Source organism: Streptomyces sp. JLSY215 (genome assembly GCF_059682825.1).
In genome coordinates, this window is sequence record NZ_CM185022.1 from 3695437 (window position 1) to 3718046 (window position 22610).

The window sequence follows — 22610 nt, forward strand, 5'->3', positions numbered from 1 at the left end:
CCCCGTTACGCGCTCAGCCCAGGCGCGTCAGCTTCGCCCCGAACGTCGGCTCGACGAGGTCCTTCTGCAGGGCCACCGGAACCTTCTGCTCGCTCGCGCCGTTGCCGACCGTCAGCATGCCGACCGTCGTCCCGGCCTTGGCGGCGTGCGGTACGGACTTGCCGCCGCCGTCGATCGAGAACGTCGCCTTCAGCCCGGACCAGCCGATCGCCGTCAGGTCCTTGGTCGCGACCACCGGGGTCTGACCGCCGAGACCGTCGTCCACATACCCGACGACCTGGCCCTTCTTCACCACGGTGTCGGAGACCAGCGCGTCCCGGGCCGCCGTGATGACCTTGGCGCTGTTCTCCAGGGCGAACTGGAGGTGGGCGTTGGGGTCGGGGCTGCTGGTGTGCTGATCCATCGTGACGCCCAGCAGCAGCTGCTGCTTGCCGTCGACGATGCGGTAGCTCGCCCACATGAAGGCGCCGCCGGCCGCCGAGCTCGACCCGGTCTTGATGCCGCTGACCTGGCCGGCCATCGTCGTGAGCAGCGTGTTGTTCGCGTAGATCCGCTCCGGCAGACCCGGGATCTGGGCGTTCTCCATGGCCACAATCTCGCGGAACGCGTCGTTCTTCATGACCTCTTCGGCCAGCTTCAGCTGGTCGACGGCCGTGCTGACGGTCGACTTGTCCAGCCCGCTGGGGTCCGTGTACGTGGTCTGCGACATCCCCAGCTTCTTGGCGGCGGCCTGCATCTTCTTCGCGAACGCCGCCTCGGACTGGGAGTCCCAACGGGCCAGCTGGCGCGCGGCGTTGTTCCCCGAGGGGATCATCAGCATTTGCAGCATCTGGTACTCGGTGAACTTCTGCCCCTCCTTCAGGGGCACCCGGGACTCGTCCTTCTTCTTCGAGTCCGCCTCGCCCTGCGCGTCGATCGTGATCGTGTCCCCCTTCCCGCCCTTCTTGAGCGGGTGGTCACGCAGGATCACATACGCGGTCATCACCTTGGCGACGCTCGCGGTCGGCACCGGCTTGGCCCGGCCCGACGCGCCGAGGCTGCCGACGCCGACGACCTCCGCCGCGGACTGGCCCTGCGCCGGCCACGGCACGGAGAGCTTGCCGCCCTTGAACGTGAACGCGGTCGAGGAGTCGACGGCGAGCGTGGGCGTGGGCAGCGACCGGACCGACTGGACGATCACAAAGATGATCGCCAGCAGGATCACCAGCGGGGTCCAGATCTTGAACCGGCGGACGATCGTGCGCAGCGTGGTCTCGGGCGGCGGCGGGGTGTTGGTGAGCCGCGCCAGGAGGTCGAGCGGCGGCAGCGGCTGCTGCCGGGTCCGCTCGGACTCGGGCAGCGCCTCGGGCTCCTGCCGCGGCGGAGCGGACTCGGCGGCGGCCGGGGCGGGGGCGGGCGGCGCCGCGGGTGCCTCGGGGGGCAGCGCGCCGGGACCCTTCGCGGCAGCCGCCTTGTCGAGGGCCTTGCCGGGCGCGCGGGTGGGAGTACGGTCCGCCGTCTTGCCGAGGGACTTCTCCGCCGCACCGTCGTCCGTCGACTTCAGCGCCACGAACTGGCTGGTCCGCTCGGGGTCACGCTCGGCGGGCCGGGCCTTGCCGGCCGCCTTGGCGTTGTCCTTGCCGTCCTTGCCGTCCTTGCCGTCGGGCTTGGCCTCGTTCTTTGCGTCGCCCTTCGCCTTGCCCTCGGCCTTCTCCTCGGCCTTGCCCTCGGCCTCTTCTTCCTTGGCCTTGTCCTTGGCCTTGTCCTTGCCCTTGGCCTTGGCGTCGCTGGGCGGCGTGATCTTGAAAGCCGTGGTCGGCTGGTCGACGGGTCGGCTGTCCGCCCCCGCCTTGGGCTTCGCGATGGCAAACACGCGGGTCGCGTCATCGGCCGACGCCTCGTCGGCCGCCTCGTCGTCGCCCTTGCCCTTGCCCTTGCCCTTCTGGAGGCCGACCGTCTTGAACACGGCCGTGGCCTGGTCGACCTTGGGCTCGGAGTCGGGGTCGGAGTCAGCCTTGGACCCGGCGTCCGCTTCGGACTCGGACACGTCGGCGCTCTTTACGCCCTTCGCGCCCTTGGCGCCCTTTGCGTCCTTGGCTCCGGACTTCGAGTCACCGTCGGCGTCAGGCTCCGAGGCCACCTCAGCCTTCGCCTCAGCCTTCGCCTCAGCTTTCGCCCCGGCCTTCGCCGCCGGCTTCACCGCCGCCTTCGCGCCATCGCCATCAGCGTCGCTGTCGTCATCATCGGCGCCATCGCCGGCATCACGGGCATCCGCGTCATCGACGTCGCCATCGGCATCGTCGCCCGAGTCCGCCGCCGCATCCCCGGCGCCGTCCCCGCCCTCACCGCCCTCACCGTCCGCACCGGCGACCCAGGCGGCCACAGCGGCCCGCAGGCGGTCCCCGCCGCCCCCGGCGCCTTCCTCGTCCACCTCGGCGTCCTGCGACGCCTCAGAGCCCTTCTCGGGCGCAACCTCGGCGACGGGCTCGGCCTCCGCCGCGTCCCCCTCCGGCTCATCCGACGTATCGGGCTCATCCGACGCGTCGGGCTCCCCGGACGCCTCCGGCTCGCCCGACTCCCCCGACGGCTTCTCCGAAGGCTTCCCCGACGAACCCTCCGCCGACTTCCCCGAAGACTTCCCCGAAGACTTCGCCGACGGCTCCCCCGCCGACTCCCCCGAAGACTCCTCGGACGCCTCCGCCGCCTTCACATCCGATTCCCCGCGGAAGACCGTCAGGCGCGGATCGCGTTCGCTCCGCGCCGCCTCCCCCGACGACCGCTCCTTGTCCGACTTCTTCGTGTCCGACTTGTCGGGGGACTCGCCCGCCACCGATGTCTCCTTCACCACGTCGCCCGCTCCACCACGCCAGTGTTTCCCAGTGTCCTGTGTCCGCACGGCACCTTCCCGCCGCCACGCGAACCAGTACGCGCCGCACCCCGCCGAAGATGTCGCCGACGCGCAAGACGAGAACGACATACCTACCGGTTCCCTACCGAACCCACCAGGCACCCTCGACAGATGAATGTGAGAGGGGTCACCCTGTCATTCATCCACGCGGGGAGGCATGGATGGGCAGGAGCCGCAGAACAATTCCGGAGGAGCTTCTGCTGCTCGCTTTGGACCCGACCACGGGCACCACAGCGCAGCCGCAGTCGCTCGACCTCGGCCTGGCCGGGGCCCAGCTAGTAGAGCTGGCTCTGGCAGGACGGATAGCCCCAGATGGGGATCGTATCGCCGTGGTGATGGCACGGCCGACAGGAGATCCGACTCTGGACTCCGCGCTCGAACTGCTGCGCCGACGCGGCAGTCCGGTGCGTGCGGTCCACTGGATCGGCGGGCCCCGGCTGGGGCTGCGCCAGACGTATCTCACGCATCTCGAACGGTGCGGCATGGTCCATGCCGTGGCGGGCCAGATGTGCGGGGTGCTGCCGACGACGCGCTACCAGGCGACGGAGACGGCCATCAGCCGGGAAATCAGGGCCCGGCTGGACAACGCGATCCGCACCGGCGTACCCCCGGACCCGCGGACCGCGGCGCTCGCCGCGCTGGCCCACGCGGTCGGTCTCGGCAAGCATCTCTATCCAGGGAACGAAGGGCGCTCATCACGCTCCCGTCTCCGGGATCTGATCCGGCACGACCCGATGGGCGGCCTGGTCGCACACGCCGTGATGGATGTGCAGAACGGCGCCGCGGCGCAGCCCCGGCGGGCCCAGCCCGCGGGAGCGGGACCGGTACGGCAGACCGCGGCCCGCGCCACGGAGCCGGCCGGCGTGCCGGTGCAGTCGCGGCACGGTCACGGCAGCATGGCCCGCGTCGGCGCCCGCTGACGCGGTAGGCAGCAGGACACCCTCACCACTCGCGCACCACTACCCCTCAACACCGACTTCCCATATCCCGCAGATCCGTTCGGGAGCCGCAGCAAGAAGGCGTGGGGTGGCGGTCCGGCCGTTCTGGACGACGGCCGGACCGCCACCCCACGCGCATGTCCGCTCGCCTTCTGTGTCCATTCGACTGCGCGGCGTGGTCCGGGAGTGGCACCCTTCTGGACAGAACACGACAGCTGTACGGAGCCGGAGGTGCACTACCCGTGGCGTCCAACATCAACCCCACCGTCAGACGACGCCGGTTGGGCCAGGAGCTGCGCAGGCTCCGCGAGGACAAGGGCATGACGGCGGAACAGGTGGCCGAGCGGCTGCTGGTCTCCCAATCGAAGATCAGCAGACTCGAGAACGGCCGCCGCAGCATCAGCCAGCGTGATGTCCGCGACCTGTGCGGGGTCTACGAAGTGGACGATCACCGCATAGTGGATTCGCTGATGCAGATGGCCAAGGATTCGCGCCAGCAAGGCTGGTGGCACGCCTTCGGCGACATCCCGTACAGCGTCTACATCGGCCTGGAGACCGAGGCGGCCTCGCTGCGGGTCTATGAGTCCCTGCTGGTGCCGGGCCTGCTGCAGACCCCCGGTTACGCCGAGGCGGTCATTCCCGGCGCGGTCCCCGAGCTCGCACCCGAGAATCTGGAGAAGCGCATCCAGGTACGGATGCGCCGACAGGAGCGGGTCAACGACCCCAAGCGCCCGCTGCGGCTGTGGGTGGTGCTGGACGAGAGCGCGCTGCGCCGGGTGGTCGGCAGCCATCTGATCATGCGCGAGCAGCTGGACCATCTCGTCGAGATGAGCAATCTGCCGCATGTGACGGTGCAGGTGCTGCCGTACGACACGGGTGCGCACGCCGGAATGTCGGGGACGTTTTCGATCCTGGAATTCGACGACGCCTCGGATTCGAGCGTGGTGTACATCGAAGGCGTCACCAGCGATCTGTATCTGGAGAAGACCAACGATGTGCACAAATACACGATCATGTATGAGCATCTGCGCGCACAGGCGCTGAACGCCGATCAGAGCCGGGAGTTCATCGCCAAGGCGGCCAAGGGGCACGCGGACGCCATGGGATGAATGGGGCGCGGGGAAGTCATGGGAGAAATGGGACAGTGCGGTACGGAATAGCGTCTTCCGAAAAGCGGGATCGCACGGTACACCGGCGCCCGGCGACATGAAAAGAGATCAAGGAATATGACATTCGGAAGGGTGAACGACTCCTGCGGCTCGTGATGTTGGCGCGTAGCGTCAGCAGTACCGAATCCCCGGTAACACAGAGTGAGTTGGAGTGAAAATGGCTTTCCAGCCCAATTCCGCGTTCTCCTGGACGAAGTCCTCGTACTCCGGCGGCAACGGCGCCTGCGTCGAGATGGCCGTGCCGACCTCGGAGGCCATCGCCGTACGCGACTCCAAGGACCCCGAGGGCCCGCGCCTCACGTTCGACAACGCCGCCTGGAGCACCTTCGTGTCGGACGTGGCCGGCGGCTCGTTCGACCTGGCGTGAACTGAGCGTCACCCACCCCGGTTCGCGCGGCCGCGCGCGGACAGTGAGCCCTCTCGACTGGATCGCCGTCCCGGCCGAGGGGGCTCGGCCATGCCTCCCCGGCAAGCCCCCTCCACCAGGCCCCTCCGCCACACCCCCTCGGGCACGGGCCCCGCTTCCCTTCAGCGCAGTTCGGCCACGTACCGGTCGGTCCCGGGCACGGTCGGCAGGAACGGCGCGACCAGCTCCACCCGCCCCAGCCCCGACTCCGCGACCGCTGCCTCCCGCTCGGCGAAGTGCTCCGCCCAGACCTCGCGCGGGTCCCGCTGGAGGAACCACAGCAGCGTCAGCCGGGTGTCGACGCCCTCGACCTGCTTCACATACGCCATCCGGTCCCCCGGCAGCGGCGTCGGCCGGAAGATCGTGACCATCGCGGCCGGTGAGCCCGCCAGCCGCCGCGGCAGATGCCGGGCGCGCAGCCACTCCAGCAGCTCGGCCCGCCGCTCCGGGCCGTCCGCGTCGATCACTTCCAGCACCAGCCCCGCGTACGGGTGGTCCAGCGCATGGAAGTCACGCGGGCCCGCGGCCCCGTCCCGGTAGACCGTCGCCGCATGGTCCTGGAAGGCCGTGAAGACATGCGTACGGTCCTGATAGACGCGGCCGTCCCGGTTGAGGCGCTTGTTGATGCCGACGGTCCACTTCATGTGCTCGTCGTAGCGGCCCTCGGTGAGCCAGTACGTGGAGAGGTAGCAGCCCGCGGTGACCGGCTGGGCGACGGCGGACTTCTCGGGGCGGCGCAGCAGTTGCAGCTCGCGGGTGGCGACCCAGCGGCGGCCGGCGAACATCCAGGGCATCGCCATCGCGCCCGCGATGTAGTGGTCGTCCTCGTACCAGCGGTTGTAGGCGTACTCATGGCCCGGATGCGGCTCGACCATGGTGATCAGCGCATGCCCGGGGTGCACGCCATAGGGGCCGGTGGCGGCCAGTTCGGCATAGGCGGCGCTGGAGGGGGCGGAGTCCGTGGTGGTGCGTTCCGTGTCCTCGGTCATGACAGACAGGTGTAGCTGACATGCCGTCAGAAGGGGAGGGTGCGGGGGCGGAACGGTACGGACGGCGGCGGGTGGCGGAACGCGGCGCCGCGCGGCCGGGCCGCCCACCATGCGGGCAGATCTGCGCACAAGTCCCCCAGCCGCCTAAGCTCGCTGCCCTGTGCAGCTAACGCCGGTTAACGCCCCGTGCGTGCCCGGCGGTGCCCGCGAACCGAGCGATTGGAGCCGTCATGTCGGACGCGATCCTTGCCGATACCGCCACCGTCACCCCCGTCCCCGAGCTCGCGGCCCGCGCGGCGCGGACCGGCAGCTCTCCCGTACGCGACATCCTGGCGCTCACCGCCCGCCCCGAGGTCGTCTCGTTCGCCGGCGGGCTGCCCGCACCGGAGCTGTTCGACGCGGAGGGCATAGCGGCGGCCTTCCGGCAGGTGCTCGGCGAGACGCCCCGGCGGGCGTTGCAGTACTCCACCAGCGAGGGCGACCCGGCGCTGCGGGCGGCCGTCGCGGCGCGCACCACCGCGCGCGGGCTGCCCACCGACGCCGACGACGTGCTGGTGACCACCGGTTCCCAGCAGGGCCTGTCGCTGCTGGCCACGGCCCTTCTGGAGCCGGGTGATGTGGTGCTCGTCGAGGATCCCTGCTATCTCGCGGCGCTGCAGATCTTCTCCTTCGCCGGCGCCCGGGTGGTGCCCGTGCCGACCGACGAGGGGGGCCTGGACCCGGCCGCGCTCGACGAGATCGCCGCCCGCGAGAACCCCAAGCTGCTCTACGTCATCCCGACGTTCCAGAACCCGACCGGCCGCACCCTGTCCGCCGAGCGGCGGGCCGCGGTCGCGCGGGTCGCCGCCCGGCGCGGGCTGTGGATCGCCGAGGACGACCCGTACAGCGAGCTGCGTTTCGAGGGCGCGCCGCAGGCGTGGGTCGCGTCCTTCCCGGGCGCCGAGGACCGTACGGCGCTGCTCGGCTCGTTCTCCAAGGTGATGGCGCCGGGTCTGCGGCTGGGCTGGCTCCGCGCGCCGGCGGCGCTGCGGCGGGCCTGCACCATCGCCAAGCAGGCCGCCGATCTGCACACCTCGACCATCGATCAGGCCGCCGCCGCACGGTACTTGGCGGACGCCGACCTCGACGCGCATCTGGAGCGGGTCCGCGGCGCCTACCGTGAGCGGCGGAACGCGCTGGTGGACGGGCTCTCCGACGCGCTGCCGGCGGGGTCGCGGTGGAACCGTCCGGCGGGCGGGATGTTCGTGTGGGCGACACTGCCCGCCGGGTACGACGCGACGGCGCTGCTGCCGGAGGTCGTACGGCATGACGTGGCGTATGTCCCCGGGGCGCCGTTCTTCGCCGGGACACCGGACCCCGCGGCCATGCGGCTGTCCTTCGTCACGCATGCGCCGGACGAGATCCGTACCGGCCTGGACCGGCTGAAGAAGGCGCTGGAGGGCGCGCACCGGGCCGCCTGAGGAGCGCGATGACGGGCGGCGGGCGCGCGGCGGTACGCGCGCCCCTCGTCGCCGTCAAGGGCGGAAAATGCGCTACCGGAGGCGCGTTGCGGTGCCGGAAACTGGAATGTCTACGACACGTGGACCTCCCAGGAGGCCGGATTGAGCAATCACGTGGACGAGCCCGATGCGCCGGATGAGCCGGATGCGCCGACGGGCCCTGGCGGCGGCACCCACCCCGATCCCGATCCCCGTACAGATCCAGATCCAGAGCCTGACCCCGAGCCGGATCCCGGTCCCGAACCCGCCCCCGATCGGAACACCGGCGGCCCCTCCTCCCTCCTGCAACGCGGCGGCGCCCGGATGCGGGCCGTCGGCCGCTGGCTGCGCGCGCACGCCCGGCACGCCCTGGTCGTGGGTGTCGTCACGGCGGTCCTGGGCCCGCTCGCCACCTACCTGGTGCCGAAGCTCTTCGAGGACCCGCCGCCCCCGCCGCCGCCCTGCCCCGGCCCCGGCTGCGACGGCAAGAGCCCCAAGGACAGCGGGTGCGCCGCGGACCTCGTCACGTGGGAGCCCGTGGAGGGCAACGTGGCGCGTGTACAGCTGCGTTACAGCAAGAGGTGCGGCGTCGTGTGGGGCCGGATCGTCAACGGCGAGCCCGGCGACACGGTGACGGTCAGCGTGGCGGGCGGCTCGTCCCACAGCGCCTCCATCGACACCAACCACGACAAGTACACGACCATGGCATGGGTCGGCGATACCTTCCGGGTCCGGTTCTGCGCGGTGCCCGGCAGCACCCCGGGCCACACGGGCACCTGGGTGAAGTACTGCTTCGAGGCGACCGAACGCGCGGAGTGGGACTGACCGAGCCCCCGGAGCGGCGTCGGCGGCCCCCTCCGGCCAACCGTCTGCCGCTCCCCTCTGGTCATCGCGGCCCCCCGGCCCTACCCTGACGGCTCACCTGACACATCGTCAGAATCCGGCCCGGGAGGCGCGCCCATGCTGCTCCGCGACAAGACCGTGATCGTCTCCGGCGTCGGGGCCGGGCTCGGCCATCAGGTCGCGGCGGCCTGCGTACGGGACGGCGCCTCGGTGGTCCTGGGTGCCCGTACGGAGAAGAATCTGGCGGCGTCGGCCGCGGCCATCGACCCTTCGGGGGAGCGAACGGCCTGGCGGGCGACGGACATCGGCGACGAGGCGCAGTGCGAGGCGCTGGCGGCGCTCGCCGTGGAGCGGTTCGGGGGCATCGACGCGGTGATCCACGTCGCGGCCCTCGACTCGCTCTTCGGCGGCCTGCGCGACGCCGATTTCGCGTCCTGGCGCGATGTCGTCGACGTCAACCTCTTCGGCACCCTGCGGATGACCCGCGCCTGCCTGCCCTCGCTCACGGCGCGCGGCGGCGGGTCGGTGGTGATGATCGGCACGCAGTCGTCGGTGGCCGCGCCCTCGCAGGTGCAGCAGGCCGCGTACGCGGCGTCCAAGGGCGGGCTGGTCTCGGCGATGTACTCGCTGGCGCGCGAGCTGGGGCCGGACCGGATACGGGTCAACACCGTGCAGCCCGGCTGGATGTGGGGCCCGCCGGTTCAGGCGTACGTACGGTTCACGGCGCACACCGAGGGCGTACCGGAGTCCGAGGTGCTGGCCCGGCTCACCGACCGGATGGCGCTGCCCGACCTGGCGACGGACGCCGATGTGGCCGACACCGCGGTCTTCCTCGCCTCCGACCGCGCCCGCGCCATCACGGGCCAGTCGCTGCTGGTCAACGCGGGCGAGCTGATGCGGTAGCCGGCCGTCCCGGCTCACCCTCCCCCTCTTCCCCTCCTGTCGGTCGGCTGCGGACGTGCGGGATCCCGCTCCCGCGCGCCGGCGTGTACGGGCCCGTGGAGCCCGGCGAAGTGTCCGTTCATCGTGGGTTCGGCGCCCCGGTACGGACAACGCCCGCGAGGGTCAAGGAGAGGTAAAGACGTTCGTTTTGGTGACCGCCGTTCATATCCGTGACCGCTTGTGGTCTTGACCGGCCCTCTCGGGGGACGGTTCAATCCCCTCCAGTCCCCGCTCCCGCACGGGGACACCGCCCCGTAGGACGTCACGGCGAAGTGACCAACGTTCACAAGGCGGACCCCTGGAGGGGGCATGAACAGTCTCGACCGGGCCGTGCTCATCGGCTACTTCGGCGTGATGGTCGCGATCGGTGTCTGGTCCCACAAACGGGTGGCGGACGTCGGGGACTTCTTCACCGCGGGCGGCAGGATGCCGTGGTGGCTGTCCGGCATCTCCCACCACATGTCCGGCTACAGCGCCGTGATGTTCACCGGGTACGCCGGTATCGCGTACCAGTACGGCATCACGTCCTACGTCACCTGGTCCTTCCCCATCGCCATCGGTATCGCCATCGGGGCCCGGCTGTTCGCGGGGCGGCTCAACCGGCTGCGGTCGCGGCTCGGGGTCGCCTCGCCGCTGGAGTACCTCAAGAGCCGCTACAACCTGCCGACGCAACAGGCGCTCGCCTGGTCCGGGGTGCTGCTGAAGATCGTGGACGTGGGCGCCAAATGGGCCGCGATCGCCACCCTGTTGTCCGTTTTCACCGGTATCTCGCTCAACCAGGGGATCCTCCTCACGGGTGTGATCACCGGCATCTACTGCACGGTCGGCGGGCTGTGGGCGGACGCGCTCACCGAGCTGGGGCAATTCGTCATCCAGCTGCTGGCCGGTGTCGCCATGCTGGTCACCGTCCTGGGTGAACTGGGCGGCGTCAGCGCGCTGTGGGACGTATGGGACCGACTGCCCGACGGCCACACCCGGCCGACCGCCGGCCCGTACACCCTCACCTTCCTGCTCGCCTATCTCTTCATCAAGACCTTCGAGTACAGCGGCGGGATGTGGAACCAGGCCCAGCGCTTCATGGCCACCGGCAGCGCCCGGCAGGCCCGGCGCTCGGCGCGGCTGTCGGCGGCGCTGTGGTTCGTCTGGCCCGCCGTCCTCTTCTTCCCGATGTGGGTCGCGCCGCTGCTGGTCAAGGCCCGGAAACCGGATGCGTCGGACGCCTATGCGCTGCTGACCGAGCGCCTCCTGCCGCACGGCCTGCTGGGGCTCGTCATCGTGGGCTTCTTCTCGCACACGATGGCCATGTGCTCCTCGGACGCCAATGCCATCTCCGCGGTCTTCACCCGCGATATCGCCCCGGCGCTGTCGGCCAGGGCACGGGGCTGGAGCCACCGGGCCGGGCTGCTGGCGGCGCGGCTGTCCACGGTGTCGTTCCTCGCCCTGTCGATGGCGATCGCCACGCAGATCAATTCGCCGACGTTCAAGGACATCATCACCGTCGTCATCCAATGGGTGGCCGGGCTCGTCGGGCCGGTCTCGATCCCGTTCCTGCTCGGCATGCTGCCGGCCTGCCGCAGGTCGGGGCCGACCGCGGCGCTGACCGCGTGGGCGGCGGGTCTGTTCGCCTTCTGGCTGACCAACTACGGGCTGGGCGAGGTGCAGTTGCAGGTACGGATCGTGTCGCCGGTCGCCACCTCGCTGGTGTTGTTCCTTCTGGTGGGGCTCATCAGGCCGGAGCGGACGGCGGCGCGGGATGCGCTGCTGGCGCGGATCAATGCCGGGGGTGAGGGGGACGGGGCCGGAGCCGGGGCGCCGTCGGTCCCGGGGCAAGGGGCGCCGGTCGCGGAGGAGGGGGATGCGTCCAAGAGGAGCTGAGGCAGTGTTCCGGCCGCGCCGGGCGGTCGCCTTCGGGGTGGCGTGTCACAGGATGCCCAGCAGCTGTCCCAGGGTCCCGCCGAGCACTCGGTCACGTACCTCACCGGGAGGGGTGGCCCGTTCGACGGTGAGGCGGGCGAGCACGGGATCGCACCGCGGCCCGGGATGACCTGCGGCGGACCATCACCACCGCCGAGGCGGCGGCTGCCGGGGCGGATCAGGCGCGCGGGTAGCGGGCGAGCCAGCCCGGCGCCGAGCCGCCCGGTCCGTGCAGCGCGGGGCCCTGCGTCATCTCCATCGAGAAGTCGTCGGCGAGCTGCAGGATCGTCTCCCGGCCCTCCAGCTCGACCAGCCAGTCCGGCGGCAGCGCCGTCTCGCCGTGCAGGGTTCCCAGCAGGTTTCCGCAGATGGCGCCGGTCGAGTCGCTGTCGCCGCCGTGGTTGACGGCGAGCAGCAGCCCGTGCCGGATGTCCTCGGCGACCAGCGCGCAGTACACGCCGATCGCCAGCGCCTCCTCGCCGGTCCAGCCCTCGCCGAGCGACTCCACCCGGGCGGGCGTCGGCATGCCCTGCCGTACGGCGCCGAGCGCACGCTTGAGGGCGTCGGTGGTCTCCTCGTGGCCGGGGCGGGTGGCCAGATGGGCCAGCGCCTTCTGGACGGCGCCGTCGAGGTCCTCGCCGCGGGCCAGGGAATGGCTGATGACGGCGAACGCGCCGGCCGCCAGATAGCCGGTGGGGTGGCCGTGGGTCTGCGCCGCGCACTCGACTGCCAGCTGGAAGACCAGCTGCGGCTCCCAGCCGACCAGCAGCCCGAACGGCGCGGAGCGCATCACCGCGCCGCAGCCCTTGGAGTCGGGGTTCTTGGGCTTGTCCACGGTGCCCATCACCTCGTCGCCCAGGCCGCTCAGGCAGGCCCGGCCGGGTGCCCGCCGGGCGTAGAGCCACTCCTCGCGGGCGAGCCAGCCGTCGTCCTTCTTGCGCTCGTCGGGGCCCCAGTCGCGCTGGGTGGCGGCCCAGCGCAGATAGGCGCGGTGGACGTCGGTGGGCGGATGCCAGGCCCCGGTGTCGCGGCGCACCTGGGCCCGTATCAGGCCGTCCACGGTGAAGAGCGTCATCTGGGTGTCGTCGGTGACCGCGCCGCGCCGCCCGTAGGCGGGCACGAAGTCCGTCACGCCTTCCTGCCCGTGCGCCGCGCGGATCGCGTCCAGTGCGTCGAATTCGATGCCGGCGCCGAGCGCATCCCCGATGGCTCCGCCGAGCAGACAGCCGCGCACCCGGCTGCGGAAGTCCTGCTGCTCGGTGCGGCCCCAGATGGGGGCGCCGCCTACCCCTGCACTCATGCCGAAACCTCGTTCCGCCCGGCCTTGCATCGGCGCGGCGCGCACCTCTCGACGGCTCTCGCCCGGCCATCGGCCGGGGGTGCCCCCACGCTGCGCTGACTCACTGCGCGCCTCCAGAAACTCACCGCATCCCGGGGCCTTGCAGGCTCCCCGGCGCAGCACTGTAATCGACCAGGAATGATCACTTTGAGCCCAGGATCGTAATGTGAGCTGTCACCCATGACCGCTGTGGCCGCTCGTGACGATTGCCGGGATTGGCCCCCGGACATGTGCAGATGATGTGCCGGTCGTGTGTCGATCGCGACCTCGATCGTCACCGTCGTCCGCGCCCCCGGCCGCGCCGTCGTGCCTGCCCGACCACTCCCCGACCGCACCCCGACCACTCCTCGACCGCTCCTCGACCGCTCCCGACCACGCCAGGAGATGCCCCCGATGACTCCGCGCTGTGCCGTACTCGACGACTACCAGGGCGTCGCCCTCTCCATGGCCGACTGGTCCCCCTTGGAGGGCGCGGTGGACGTCCGCGTCCTGCGGCAGCCCTTCGCCTCCGAGGACGAGGTGGTCGAGGCGATCGGCGACTGCGAGATCGTCGTCGCGATGCGCGAACGCACCCCGTTCCCCGCCTCGCTCCTCGCCCGGCTGCCGCGCCTGCGGCTCCTGATCACCTCCGGTATGCGCAACGCGTCCATCGACCTGGCGGCCGCCGCCCGGCACGGCGTCACGGTCTGCGGTACGGCCAGCAACATCGAACCGCCCGTCGAGCTGACCTGGGCGCTGATCCTGGGCCTGGCCCGCAACGTGGTCACCGAGAGCACCGCGATGCGCGCAGGCGGCCCCTGGCTGAGCACGCTCGGCGCCGATCTGCACGGCCGCCGGCTGGGCCTGCTCGGCCTGGGCAAGATCGGGACGCGGGTCGCCCGGGTCGGCCAGGCCTTCGGCATGGACGTCGTCGCCTGGAGCCAGAACCTGACCGCCGAGCGCGCCGCGGAGGCGGGGGTGGGCCGCCTCGCCACCAAGGAAGAGCTCCTGGAGACCAGCGACTTCGTCTCCGTCCACCTCGTCCTCGGCGACCGCACCCGCGGCCTGCTCGGCGCCGCCGAACTCCGCCGGATGCGGCCCACCGCCTACCTCGTCAACACCTCGCGCGCCGCCATCGTCGACCAGCCCGCCCTGATCGAGGCGCTGCGCGAGGAACGCATCGCCGGCGCCGGCCTCGACGTCTTCGACCAGGAGCCGCTGCCCGCCGACCACCCCCTGCGCACCCTCCCCAACGTCCTCGCCGTGCCCCATCTCGGCTATGTCACCCGCCGGAACTACGAGGTCTACTTCCGGCACGCGGTGGAGAACATCGTGGGCTTCCTCGACGGGAAGGTGGTGCGGGAGCTGACGTGAGGGGAGGTCGCCTGCCCGCCCCGTCACGCTCACCCGTTCGACCATGGCTGCGGCGCTTGCTGGGCATGCTCCCCCCATGTCCGAGTACGAGTGGGATCGCACCACCATGGCCGTCGTCGCCTCCGCACTCTCCGGCGACAGCGACGGCGCGGTGGAACTCCTCCGGCCGCTCCCCCAGCGCGACGTCTGCCATATCGCCGTACGGCTGGCCGCCATGGCCGCCGATGCGCTGATCGCCGCCGCCCAGGACACCGGAGGCGACCGCGAGGAAGCCCTGTCGCAGTGGCAGCAGTGCATCCTGCAGCACGAGTGGGAGTACGACGGGGACTGACCCGGGCGGGTGGGGAGCGAGCGGGGCCCGGCCAGGGCCCCCGCCGCTACTCCACCACCGGCAGCAGCTCCGGCAGATGCCCGTCCGACGCCAGCGCGGCGGCCTGCCGTTCCTCCGGCACGGGGCCATAGGTCGTCGTACGGGGCCGGGACGGGCGGCCGGCGGCGTCGGCTATGGCGACCAGGTCCTGGATGGAGCGGTACGAGCCGTAGCTGGAGCCCGCCATCCGGGAGATGGTCTCCTCCATCAGGGTGCCGCCCAGGTCGTTGGCGCCCGAGCGGAGCATCTCGGCGGCGCCCTCCGCCCCCAGCTTGACCCAGCTGGTCTGGATGTTCGTGATGCCCGGGTGGAGCAGGACCCGGGCCATGGCCGTCACCGCGCGGTTGTCGCGGGTGGTGGGGCCGGGGCGGGCGATGCCGGCGAGATAGACGGGGGCGTTGGTGTGGATGAAGGGGAGGGTGACGAATTCGGTGAAGCCGCCCGTCTCCTGCTGGATCTCGGCCAGCAGGCGGAGGTGGCCGAGCCAGTGGCGGGGCTGGTCGACATGGCCGTACATCATCGTCGACGAGGAGCGGATGCCCAGGTCGTGGGCGGTCTTGATGACCTCGACCCAGGTGGCCGTGGGGAGCTTGCCCTTGGTCAGGACCCAGCGGACCTCGTCGTCGAGGATCTCGGCGGCGGTGCCGGGGATGGTGTCCAGACCGGCGGCCTTGGCCTCGGTGAGCCACTCCCTGATGGACAGGCCGGTACGGGTCGCGCCGTTGACGACCTCCATCGGGGAGAAGGCGTGGACATGCATGCCGGGGACGCGTTCCTTGACGGCGCGCGCGATGTCGAAGTACGCCGTGCCGGGCAGGTCGGGGTGGATGCCGCCCTGCATGCAGACCTCCACCGCGCCGACGTCCCAGGCCTGTTGGGCGCGGTCGGCCACCTGGGAGAGGGAGAGGGTGTAGGCGTCGGCGTCGGTGCGGCGCTGGGCGAAGGCGCAGAAGCGGCAGCCGGTGTAGCAGACGTTGGTGAAGTTGATGTTCCTGGTGACGATGTAGGTGACGTCGTCGCCCACCGTGGCGCGGCGCAGGTCGTCGGCGATGCCGCAGAGGGCGTCGAGGGCGGGGCCGTCGGCGTGCAGCAGTGACAGCGCCTCGGCGTCGGTGAGCTTGGTGGGGTCGTCGGCGGCCTGCGAGAGGGCCTGGCGTACGTCCGTGTCGATGCGCTCGGGGACCATCCCCGGGGCGGCGGCCTCGCGCAGCGCCTCCCAGTCGCCGTAGACCTCGTCGAAGTCGTCGCGCCGGTCGGCCGTGCGGCCTTCGGTGTCGATGGTGTGGTGCAGGTCCGTACGGCCCGTGGAGTGCAGCGAGAAGCCCTCGTCGGGCTCCTGCCAGGGGCGGCCCACCACGGGGGCGTCCTCGATCGCCAGGCCCGTCTCCGGGTCGGCGAGCGCGCGGACGTGCGGCAGCAGCCGGGGGTCGAGCCAGGGCTCGCCGCGCTGGAGGAACTCCGGGTAGATGGGCAGCCGTTCGCGCAGCTGGAAGCCGGCGGCCGCGCAGCGCTCGGTCAGCTCCTCGATCTGCGGCCAGGGGCGCTCGGGGTTGACGTGATCGAGGGTCAGCGGCGAGACGCCGCCCCAGTCGTCGATCCCGGCGTCGATGAGCAGCGCGTACTCCCCGTCGACCAGGTTGGGCGGCGCCTGGATACGGGTGGACGGGCCCATGATGTGCCGGGCCACCGCGATCGTGGCGGCCAGCTCTTCCAGTTCGGCGTCCGGCATTCCGCGCATGGCCGTGTCCGGCTTGGCGCGGAAGTTCTGCATGATCAGTTCCTGGATGCCGTGGTAGGTCCGCTGGATGCGGCGCAGCGCGAAGAGGGAATCGGCGCGCTCCTCGTAGGTCTCGCCGATCCCGATGAGCAGCCCGGTGGTGAAGGGGACGTTGGAGCGGCCGGCGTCCTCCAGGACGCGCAGCCGGACGGCGGGCTCCTTGTCGGGCGAGCCGTGGTGCGGGCCGCCGGGCTCGCTCCACAGCCGCTCGGCGGTGGTCTCCAACATCATCCCCAGGGACGGGGCGACGGGCTTGAGGCGCTGGAAGTCCGTCCAGGACAGCACCCCTGGGTTGAGGTGCGGCAGCAGCCCGGTCTCTTCCAGGACGCGGATGGCCATGGCCCGTACGTAGGAGAGCGTGTCGTCGTAGCCGTGCGCCTCCAGCCATTCGCGGGCCTCGGGCCAGCGGTCCTCCGGCTTGTCGCCGAGTGTGAACAGGGCTTCCTTGCAGCCCAGTTCGGCGCCGCGGCGGGCGATGTCGAGCACCTCGTCGGGCGACATGAACATCCCGTGGCCGGCGCGGCGCAGCTTGCCGGGGACGGTGACGAAGGTGCAGTAGTGGCATTTGTCCCGGCACAGGCGGGTGAGGGGGATGAACACGCCGCGCGAGTACGTGATGATCCCGGGGCGCCCGGCGGCCTCCAGGCCCGCGTCCCGCACCCGGGCCGCCGAGGCACACAGATCCCGCAGGTCCTCGCCGCGGGCCTGCAGCAGCACCGCGGCCTCGGCGGCATCCAGCGCCACGCCGTCGCGGGCCCGCTTGAGCGCGCGACGCATGGCGTTCGCCGTCGGGCGCTCCGGGCGGCCGGCTGCGCCCGTCTCCCCGTCGGCCGCCCGGCCCGCCGACCCGCCGGAATCCTGGCCGTCCCCCTGGCCGGGCCCCCGGTCGGATCCCTGGTCGAAGCCCTGGTCGGATCCCTGGTCGTGTCGCCGTTCAGATCCCTGGTCAGGTCCCTGCGCGCTGGAAGTCATCCTCCGAGGATACGAGCGCCCACCGACACTGCCGCCGCCGGACAACCGGCCGCCGGTGTGCCCCTGATCACGTCAGGCGGAGGTTCCCTCCGTGCGCCCGCGGGGCACTTCCCGGGGGCGCGCGAACCACACCGGCGAGGCCCGCCTACAGGCCGGCCAGCAGCTCGTCCGAGTACGTCCGGGTCAGGAACTCCAAGTTGTGTCCGTCCGGGTCGTCGAGATACAGGCCCCGGCCGCCGTCGTGGTGGTTGATCTGCTGGGCCTGGTGGTGCATGGGGTCGGCCCAGTAGGGCAGCTGCCGCCCCTCTATCCGCGCCAGGATCCCGTCGAACTCCTCCTCCGTCACCAGGATCGCGTAGTGCGTCGGAACGAACTTCCGGTCGGCGGCGACGTGCTCGGCGTAGTCGAGGCTCACGCCGTTGTCCATCTTGACGACGGCGAACGGACCGAAGGCCTTGGGCGCGGGGGCGTCCAGGAGGTCGGCCAGGAACTGCGCGGAGGCGAAGCGGTCGGTGCTGTGCACGATCGTGTGGTCGAGGCTGGGCATCTGACTCTCCTTGGACCGTTGATCTGCGAATACGGCTCTGCGGCGGGCCCTCCCGTGAACGCCGCGGGCACGGGGTATCGCCACCGGCCCGCGGCGCGCGGCGGGTCCGTCGCTTTCCACGCTAGGACCTTCGGGGGCGGAAACGGATCGGTCCCCGGTACCGTCCCGCGCCCGCCGGCCGTAGGCCGATGGTCCTAGGCAGCCGCGCCATGCCGCACCGGTCGCGCCCCGCGGCGTGCGGGGTCACGCTGCGCTGCCCTCACAAATACTGTGCGAAGTCGTCCAGCGTGCGCAGCACCTCCGCCTCCCCGGCCGGCGGCAGTTGCAGCACCACCTCCTGGAGGCCCAGCTCGCGGTAGTGCGCCAGCTTCCCGGCCGAGGGGCGGACCGCATACGGCACCACCACGGGCTCGCCCGCACGCCCGGCGTCCGCCCAGGCCTGCCGCAGCACCGGAACGGCTTCGGTCAGCCCCCGCCCGCCGATCGGCAGCCAGCCGTCCGCGTACTCCGCGATCTGCTCGAAGAGCTTGGGTCCGGCCGCCCCGCCGATCAGGGTGCGCGGCGCGCCGTGCGCCGGCTTGGGATACGCCAGGGACGCCCGTACGGAGGCGAACTCACCCTTGTAGGCGGTCGGTTCCTCGGCCCACAGCGCCCGCATCAGCGCCACCCGGTCGCGCGTCAGCTCGCGCCGCGTCGACCATTCCACCCCGTGGTCGGCGGCCTCCTCGACGTTCCAGCCGTAGCCGACGCCGAAGGTGAAACGGCCGCCGGAGAGGAAGTCGAGGGTCGCGATCTGCTTGGCGAGGCCGACCGGGTCGTGCTGGGCGACCAGGGTGATGCCGGTGCCCAGGCCCAGCCGCTCGGTGACGGCGGCGGCCTGGCCGAGCGCGACGAACGGGTCGAGGGTGCGGCCGTACTCGCGGGGCAGCGGTTCCCCCATGGGCGCCGGGGTGTCCCGGCTGGCGGGGATGTGCGTGTGCTCGGGCAGGTAGAGCCCCGCGAACCCGCGTTGTTCCAGCTCACGGGCCAGCCGGTCCGGCCGGATCGTCTCGTCGGTCAGGAAGATCGTGGTCGCGATCCGCATGCTGAGGACACCTCCGTCAGGCGTGTGGTGACCGCATGTTGCCCTACCGTCCGCGGGTTATCCACAGGCCTTTCCCTCCGTGTCACACCCGCGTACAACAGTTTTCACACGGCGACATGAGGCGACACGAGACGACACGGCGCGACACGGCGCGACACGAGGCGACAGCGCGGCGATACACAGCGGTACGAGTGGCGGAATGTGAAGCGGTAACCGACGGGACGACACGGGGGCGAGGATGGAACGACGCAGTGTTCTGAGGCTTTCGGCGGCTGCGGGCGCGGCGGGCGCGCTGACACTGGGCACGGTGAGCTTCGCCGACGCCGCGCCCGGGACCGGGGGCGGCGAAGGGGCCGCGCGGGCCGAAGGTTCCGAACAGACGCGCAGAGTCACCGGCCATCTGCCCACCGGTGCGCCGGATTTCGTCTACCTTCCGGTCGAAGTACCCCACGGCGTACGGGAGATCGCCGTCGCGTACAGCTATGACCGGCCCACCGTCCCCGAGGGCACGGCCGGCAACGCCTGCGACATCGGCATCTTCGATGAGCGGGGTACGGCCCTCGGCGGCGCCGGATTCCGCGGCTGGTCGGGCGGCGCCCGCACGGAGTTTTTCCTGCGCGCCGACGATGCCACCCCCGGCTACCTCCCGGGCCCCGTCAACGCCGGGACCTGGCATATCGCCCTCGGCCCGTACACCGTCGCACCCCAAGGCCTGACCTACGACGTCACCATCACCCTCCGGTACGGCCCGCCGGGGCGCACCCCCACCCCGGTCCACCCGCCCGAACGTGCCCGGGGCCGCGGCCGCGCCTGGTACCGGGGCGACAACCATCTGCACTCGGTCCACTCCGACGGCAAGCGCACGCCCGCCCAGATCGCGGCGCTGGCCCGCGCCGCCGGGCTGGACTTCATCACCACCTCCGAGCACAACACCACCTCGTCGCATCACGCATGGGACGGGCTGTGGGGCGATGACCTGCTCATCCTGACCGGCGAGGAGGTCACCACCCGCAACGGCCACGTGGTGGCGATGGGCACCGACCCCGGCGTCTTCATCGACTGGCGCTACCGGGCCCGCGACAACGCCTTCGGCAAGTACGCACGCGCCATCCGCGAGGCCGGCGGACTGGTCATTCCCGCGCATCCGCACGCCACCTGCATCGGCTGCAACTGGAAGTTCGGCCTGAACGACGCCGATGCGGTGGAGGTCTGGAACGGCCCGTACACCCCGGATGACGAGGTCACCCTCGCCGAATGGGACAACACCCTGGTCGCGCACACCCGCGGCCGCACGGCCTGGCTGCCGGCCGTCGGGCACAGCGACGCACACCGCGACCCCGATGTCGTGGGCCTGCCACAGACCGTCGTACTGGCCGAGGACCTCTCACGGCAGGCCGTCCAGGACGGCATCCGGGCCGGCCGGGTCTGGATCGCCGAGTCCGCGAAGATCGACCTCGCCTTCGCGGTCACCGGCGAGCGCGGCGAACACGCCGGTATCGCCGAACGCCTCGACGTCTCCCGTACGGCCAAGGCCACCGCCGAGCTGAAGGTCTCCGGCGCCCCGGGCTGCACGGTCTCCTTCGTCACCGACCAGGGACGCCTGTTCACGGCCCCTCTCCCGCCCTCCGGCGCAGGGACCGTGACCTGGCAGACCACCCCCGACCACGCCGCCTACATACGCGCCGAGGTCCGCCATCCGTCCACCACGGCGGGGCTTCCGGGGCCGATGGCGGCGATGACCAATCCGGTGTTCCTGGGGAGGGGGTGAGGGGCTCCGTCGCCCGGCCCGGCGCGGCGCGGCGCGGTACGGCGCGGTACGGCGCGGTACGGCGCCCACCCGCGGACAGGCCAGGCCGGACCCCGGAGGATGCGGGGCCCGGCCGACGGACGACGGCGAGCCTCGCCCGCCGACAGCGGGCCGGGCTCCGCTCCCTACCGGGTCAGTCCTCCACGACCATGGCCGGCGTGCTGCGGGTCAGTACGTCACCCCGGAAGAACGCCGGGCTGCGCCGCTGCATCACCAGCATGATGACCACTCCGATCAGCAGCAGGCCCACGCCGATGACGAAGACCGAGCCGACACCGAAGACCGAGCTGCCGGAACCGTAGTGGGGGTTCCACATGTCGATCAGGGTCTTGAAGAAGACGGCCGCGAGCAGGACGCCGCCCAGGACCGGGAAGACGCCCTTGAACAGCAGATCGCGGACGGAGTTGCGCAGATCGCGGCGGAAGAACCAGGCGCAGGCGAAGGCGGTGATCGAATAGTAGAAGCAGATCATGAGGCCGAGCGCGTAGATGGTGTCGATAAGGACGTTCTCGCTCAGGAAGCTCATGACCGCGTAGAAGACGCCGGTCGCCGTGCCCGCCGCGACGGTCGCCTTGCCCGGGGAGCGGAAGCGCGGGTGGATCTTGGCGAAGGAGGCCGGGAGGGCCTCGTAGGTGCTCATCGCGAGGACCGTCCGGGCCACCGGGATGAAGGTGGTCTGGAGGCTGGCCGCGGCCGAGGCGAGGACCGCGACGAAGAGCAGTACGCCGAGCACGGTGCCCATGACGGGGTTGGCGAGGGCGGCGAAGACATTGTCGGCGGTGCCGGGGTTGCCGAGGCCCAGGCCCTTGTGGCCTACGCCGGAGAACATCTGCGCGGCGACGGCGGTCAGCAGGTAGGAGCCGATCAGCACGACCATGGCCAGCAGGGCGGCACGGCCGGGCGTCTTCTCGCTGCCGGCGGTCTCCTCGTTCACGGTCAGGCAGGTGTCCCAGCCCCAGAACATGAAGATCGAGAGGGAGAGGCCGGCCGTGAAGGCGGAGAAGGACCGGACCGCGAAGGGGTCGAGCCAGGTCAGGGAGAAGTGGAGGGAGCCGGCGAGGTCGCCGGACTGCGCCTTGGTGATGGCCATCGCGACGAAGACGGCCAGTACGGCCAGCTGCAGGCCGACCAGGGTGTACTGGACGCCCTTGGTGGCGGTCATCCCGCGGTAGCTGATGGCCGTGGCGGCGGCGATGAAGATCAGGCAGGTCGCGACGTGGGCGAATTTGTTTCCGTCCAGGTCGGCGATGGTCTGGCTGCCGGTGAGTTCGCCGAGCAGCAGATAGAAGAACGAGGTGGCGACGCCGGCGAGGTTGGAGAGCACGATGATCGTCGCGATCACCAGGCCCCAGCCGCACATCCAGCCGACGCGAGGGCCGAAGGCCTTGACCGTCCAGGTGAAGGACGTGCCGCAGTCCGGGACGGCCTTGTTGAGCTCGCGGTACGCGAAGGCGACGAGCAGCATCGGCAGGAAGCCCGCGAGGAAGACCGCGGGCATCTGCACCCCGACCTCACCCACGGTCGGGCCGAGCGTGGAGGTGAGGCAGTAGACCGGTGCGACGGTCGATATGCCGATGACCGCGCTGCCGAGCAGGCCGACGGAGTTGCCGCTGAGGCCTTTGCTGCGGGTGTCACTGCCGCTTCCGCCGACGCTCGTTACCGTGTCTCCGGTCTTCGGCCGGGGGTCTACCTGAACCATGAACAGGACGTTAAGGCCTGCTGTTTCCGTATCCGGAAGATGATCTTCCGTCGCGGATGCCTTCCCTATGTAGGTAAATCAGACGTGACGCCCGCG

General features: G+C 71.2%; 17 protein-coding genes. 10 read left to right on the forward strand and 7 right to left on the reverse strand.

Annotated elements, in window-relative coordinates:
* Window positions 1-13 precede the first annotated feature (13 nt).
* A complete protein-coding gene (locus tag AC5677_RS16415) occupies window positions 14-2827 on the reverse strand; it encodes a D-alanyl-D-alanine carboxypeptidase (protein ID WP_497195790.1) in 2814 nt (937 codons plus the stop codon).
* Window positions 2828-3048: 221 nt separating this feature from the next.
* On the opposite strand from AC5677_RS16415, the gene AC5677_RS16420 reads away from it, so the two are divergent.
* The 3 genes from AC5677_RS16420 to AC5677_RS16430 all read left to right on the forward strand — a co-directional run bounded on the left by AC5677_RS16420 (window position 3049) and on the right by AC5677_RS16430 (window position 5361).
* Window positions 3049-3807, forward strand: a complete 759-nt coding sequence (locus tag AC5677_RS16420) for a GOLPH3/VPS74 family protein (protein WP_497195791.1) — start codon at window positions 3049-3051, stop codon at window positions 3805-3807.
* A 260-nt stretch (window positions 3808-4067) separates the two neighbouring features.
* On the forward strand, window positions 4068-4934 hold the full coding sequence (locus AC5677_RS16425) for a helix-turn-helix domain-containing protein (protein ID WP_497195792.1): 867 nt from the start codon (window positions 4068-4070) through the stop codon (window positions 4932-4934).
* Window positions 4935-5151: 217 nt separating this feature from the next.
* A complete protein-coding gene (locus AC5677_RS16430; protein ID WP_497195793.1) occupies window positions 5152-5361 on the forward strand; it encodes a DUF397 domain-containing protein in 210 nt (69 codons plus the stop codon).
* A 161-nt stretch (window positions 5362-5522) separates the two neighbouring features.
* On the opposite strand, the gene AC5677_RS16435 is transcribed toward AC5677_RS16430, so the two are convergent.
* Window positions 5523-6389 carry a hypothetical protein gene (locus AC5677_RS16435; protein ID WP_497195794.1) on the reverse strand — a complete coding sequence of 289 codons (867 nt, stop codon included), beginning with the start codon at window positions 6387-6389 and terminating at the stop codon, window positions 5523-5525.
* Window positions 6390-6619: 230 nt separating this feature from the next.
* Between AC5677_RS16435 and AC5677_RS16440 the strand changes: the two genes are divergently transcribed.
* The 4 genes from AC5677_RS16440 (at window position 6620) to AC5677_RS16455 (ending at window position 11527) form a co-directional block, all read left to right on the forward strand.
* Window positions 6620-7849: an aminotransferase-like domain-containing protein gene (locus tag AC5677_RS16440; RefSeq protein WP_497195795.1), complete on the forward strand. Its 1230-nt coding sequence runs from the start codon at window positions 6620-6622 to the stop codon at window positions 7847-7849.
* Between the two features lie 141 nt (window positions 7850-7990).
* Window positions 7991-8692, forward strand: a complete 702-nt coding sequence (locus AC5677_RS16445; protein WP_497195796.1) for a DUF2690 domain-containing protein — start codon at window positions 7991-7993, stop codon at window positions 8690-8692.
* A 135-nt stretch (window positions 8693-8827) separates the two neighbouring features.
* Window positions 8828-9613, forward strand: a complete 786-nt coding sequence (locus AC5677_RS16450; protein ID WP_497195797.1) for an SDR family oxidoreductase — start codon at window positions 8828-8830, stop codon at window positions 9611-9613.
* A gap of 348 nt (window positions 9614-9961) precedes the next feature.
* On the forward strand, window positions 9962-11527 hold the full coding sequence (locus tag AC5677_RS16455) for a sodium:solute symporter family protein (RefSeq protein WP_497195798.1): 1566 nt from the start codon (window positions 9962-9964) through the stop codon (window positions 11525-11527).
* A 217-nt stretch (window positions 11528-11744) separates the two neighbouring features.
* Here the strand turns inward: AC5677_RS16455 and AC5677_RS16460 are convergent, their stop codons facing one another.
* Entirely contained in the window at window positions 11745-12866 is a 1122-nt protein-coding gene (locus AC5677_RS16460) for an ADP-ribosylglycohydrolase family protein (RefSeq protein WP_497195799.1), read from the reverse strand.
* A 432-nt stretch (window positions 12867-13298) separates the two neighbouring features.
* Here AC5677_RS16460 and AC5677_RS16465 point away from each other — a divergent pair, with 432 nt between their 5' ends.
* Together AC5677_RS16465 and AC5677_RS16470 are read left to right on the forward strand one after the other, a co-directional pair.
* The gene (locus tag AC5677_RS16465) at window positions 13299-14258 is read left to right on the forward strand and encodes a D-2-hydroxyacid dehydrogenase family protein (protein WP_497196647.1); all 960 of its coding nucleotides are present in this window, start codon (window positions 13299-13301) and stop codon (window positions 14256-14258) included.
* A gap of 76 nt (window positions 14259-14334) precedes the next feature.
* Window positions 14335-14589, forward strand: a complete 255-nt coding sequence (locus tag AC5677_RS16470; protein WP_403505380.1) for a hypothetical protein — start codon at window positions 14335-14337, stop codon at window positions 14587-14589.
* A gap of 46 nt (window positions 14590-14635) precedes the next feature.
* Here AC5677_RS16470 and AC5677_RS16475 read toward each other — a convergent pair whose 3' ends face one another.
* The 3 genes from AC5677_RS16475 to AC5677_RS16485 all read right to left on the reverse strand — a co-directional run bounded on the left by AC5677_RS16475 (window position 14636) and on the right by AC5677_RS16485 (window position 19008).
* A complete protein-coding gene (locus AC5677_RS16475) occupies window positions 14636-17377 on the reverse strand; it encodes a bifunctional FO biosynthesis protein CofGH (protein ID WP_497195800.1) in 2742 nt (913 codons plus the stop codon).
* 145 nt (window positions 17378-17522) lie between these two features.
* Complete coding sequence (locus tag AC5677_RS16480) at window positions 17523-17924, reverse strand: VOC family protein (protein ID WP_497195801.1); 402 nt, start codon at window positions 17922-17924, stop codon at window positions 17523-17525.
* Window positions 17925-18183: 259 nt separating this feature from the next.
* Window positions 18184-19008, reverse strand: coding sequence for a TIGR03619 family F420-dependent LLM class oxidoreductase (locus tag AC5677_RS16485; RefSeq protein ID WP_497195802.1), 825 nt, complete (start codon window positions 19006-19008; stop codon window positions 18184-18186).
* A gap of 238 nt (window positions 19009-19246) precedes the next feature.
* Between AC5677_RS16485 and AC5677_RS16490 the strand changes: the two genes are divergently transcribed.
* A complete protein-coding gene (locus tag AC5677_RS16490; RefSeq protein WP_497195803.1) occupies window positions 19247-20776 on the forward strand; it encodes a CehA/McbA family metallohydrolase in 1530 nt (509 codons plus the stop codon).
* A 172-nt stretch (window positions 20777-20948) separates the two neighbouring features.
* On the opposite strand, the gene AC5677_RS16495 is transcribed toward AC5677_RS16490, so the two are convergent.
* Window positions 20949-22514, reverse strand: a complete 1566-nt coding sequence (locus AC5677_RS16495) for an APC family permease (protein WP_497195804.1) — start codon at window positions 22512-22514, stop codon at window positions 20949-20951.
* Window positions 22515-22610: the final 96 nt, after the last annotated feature.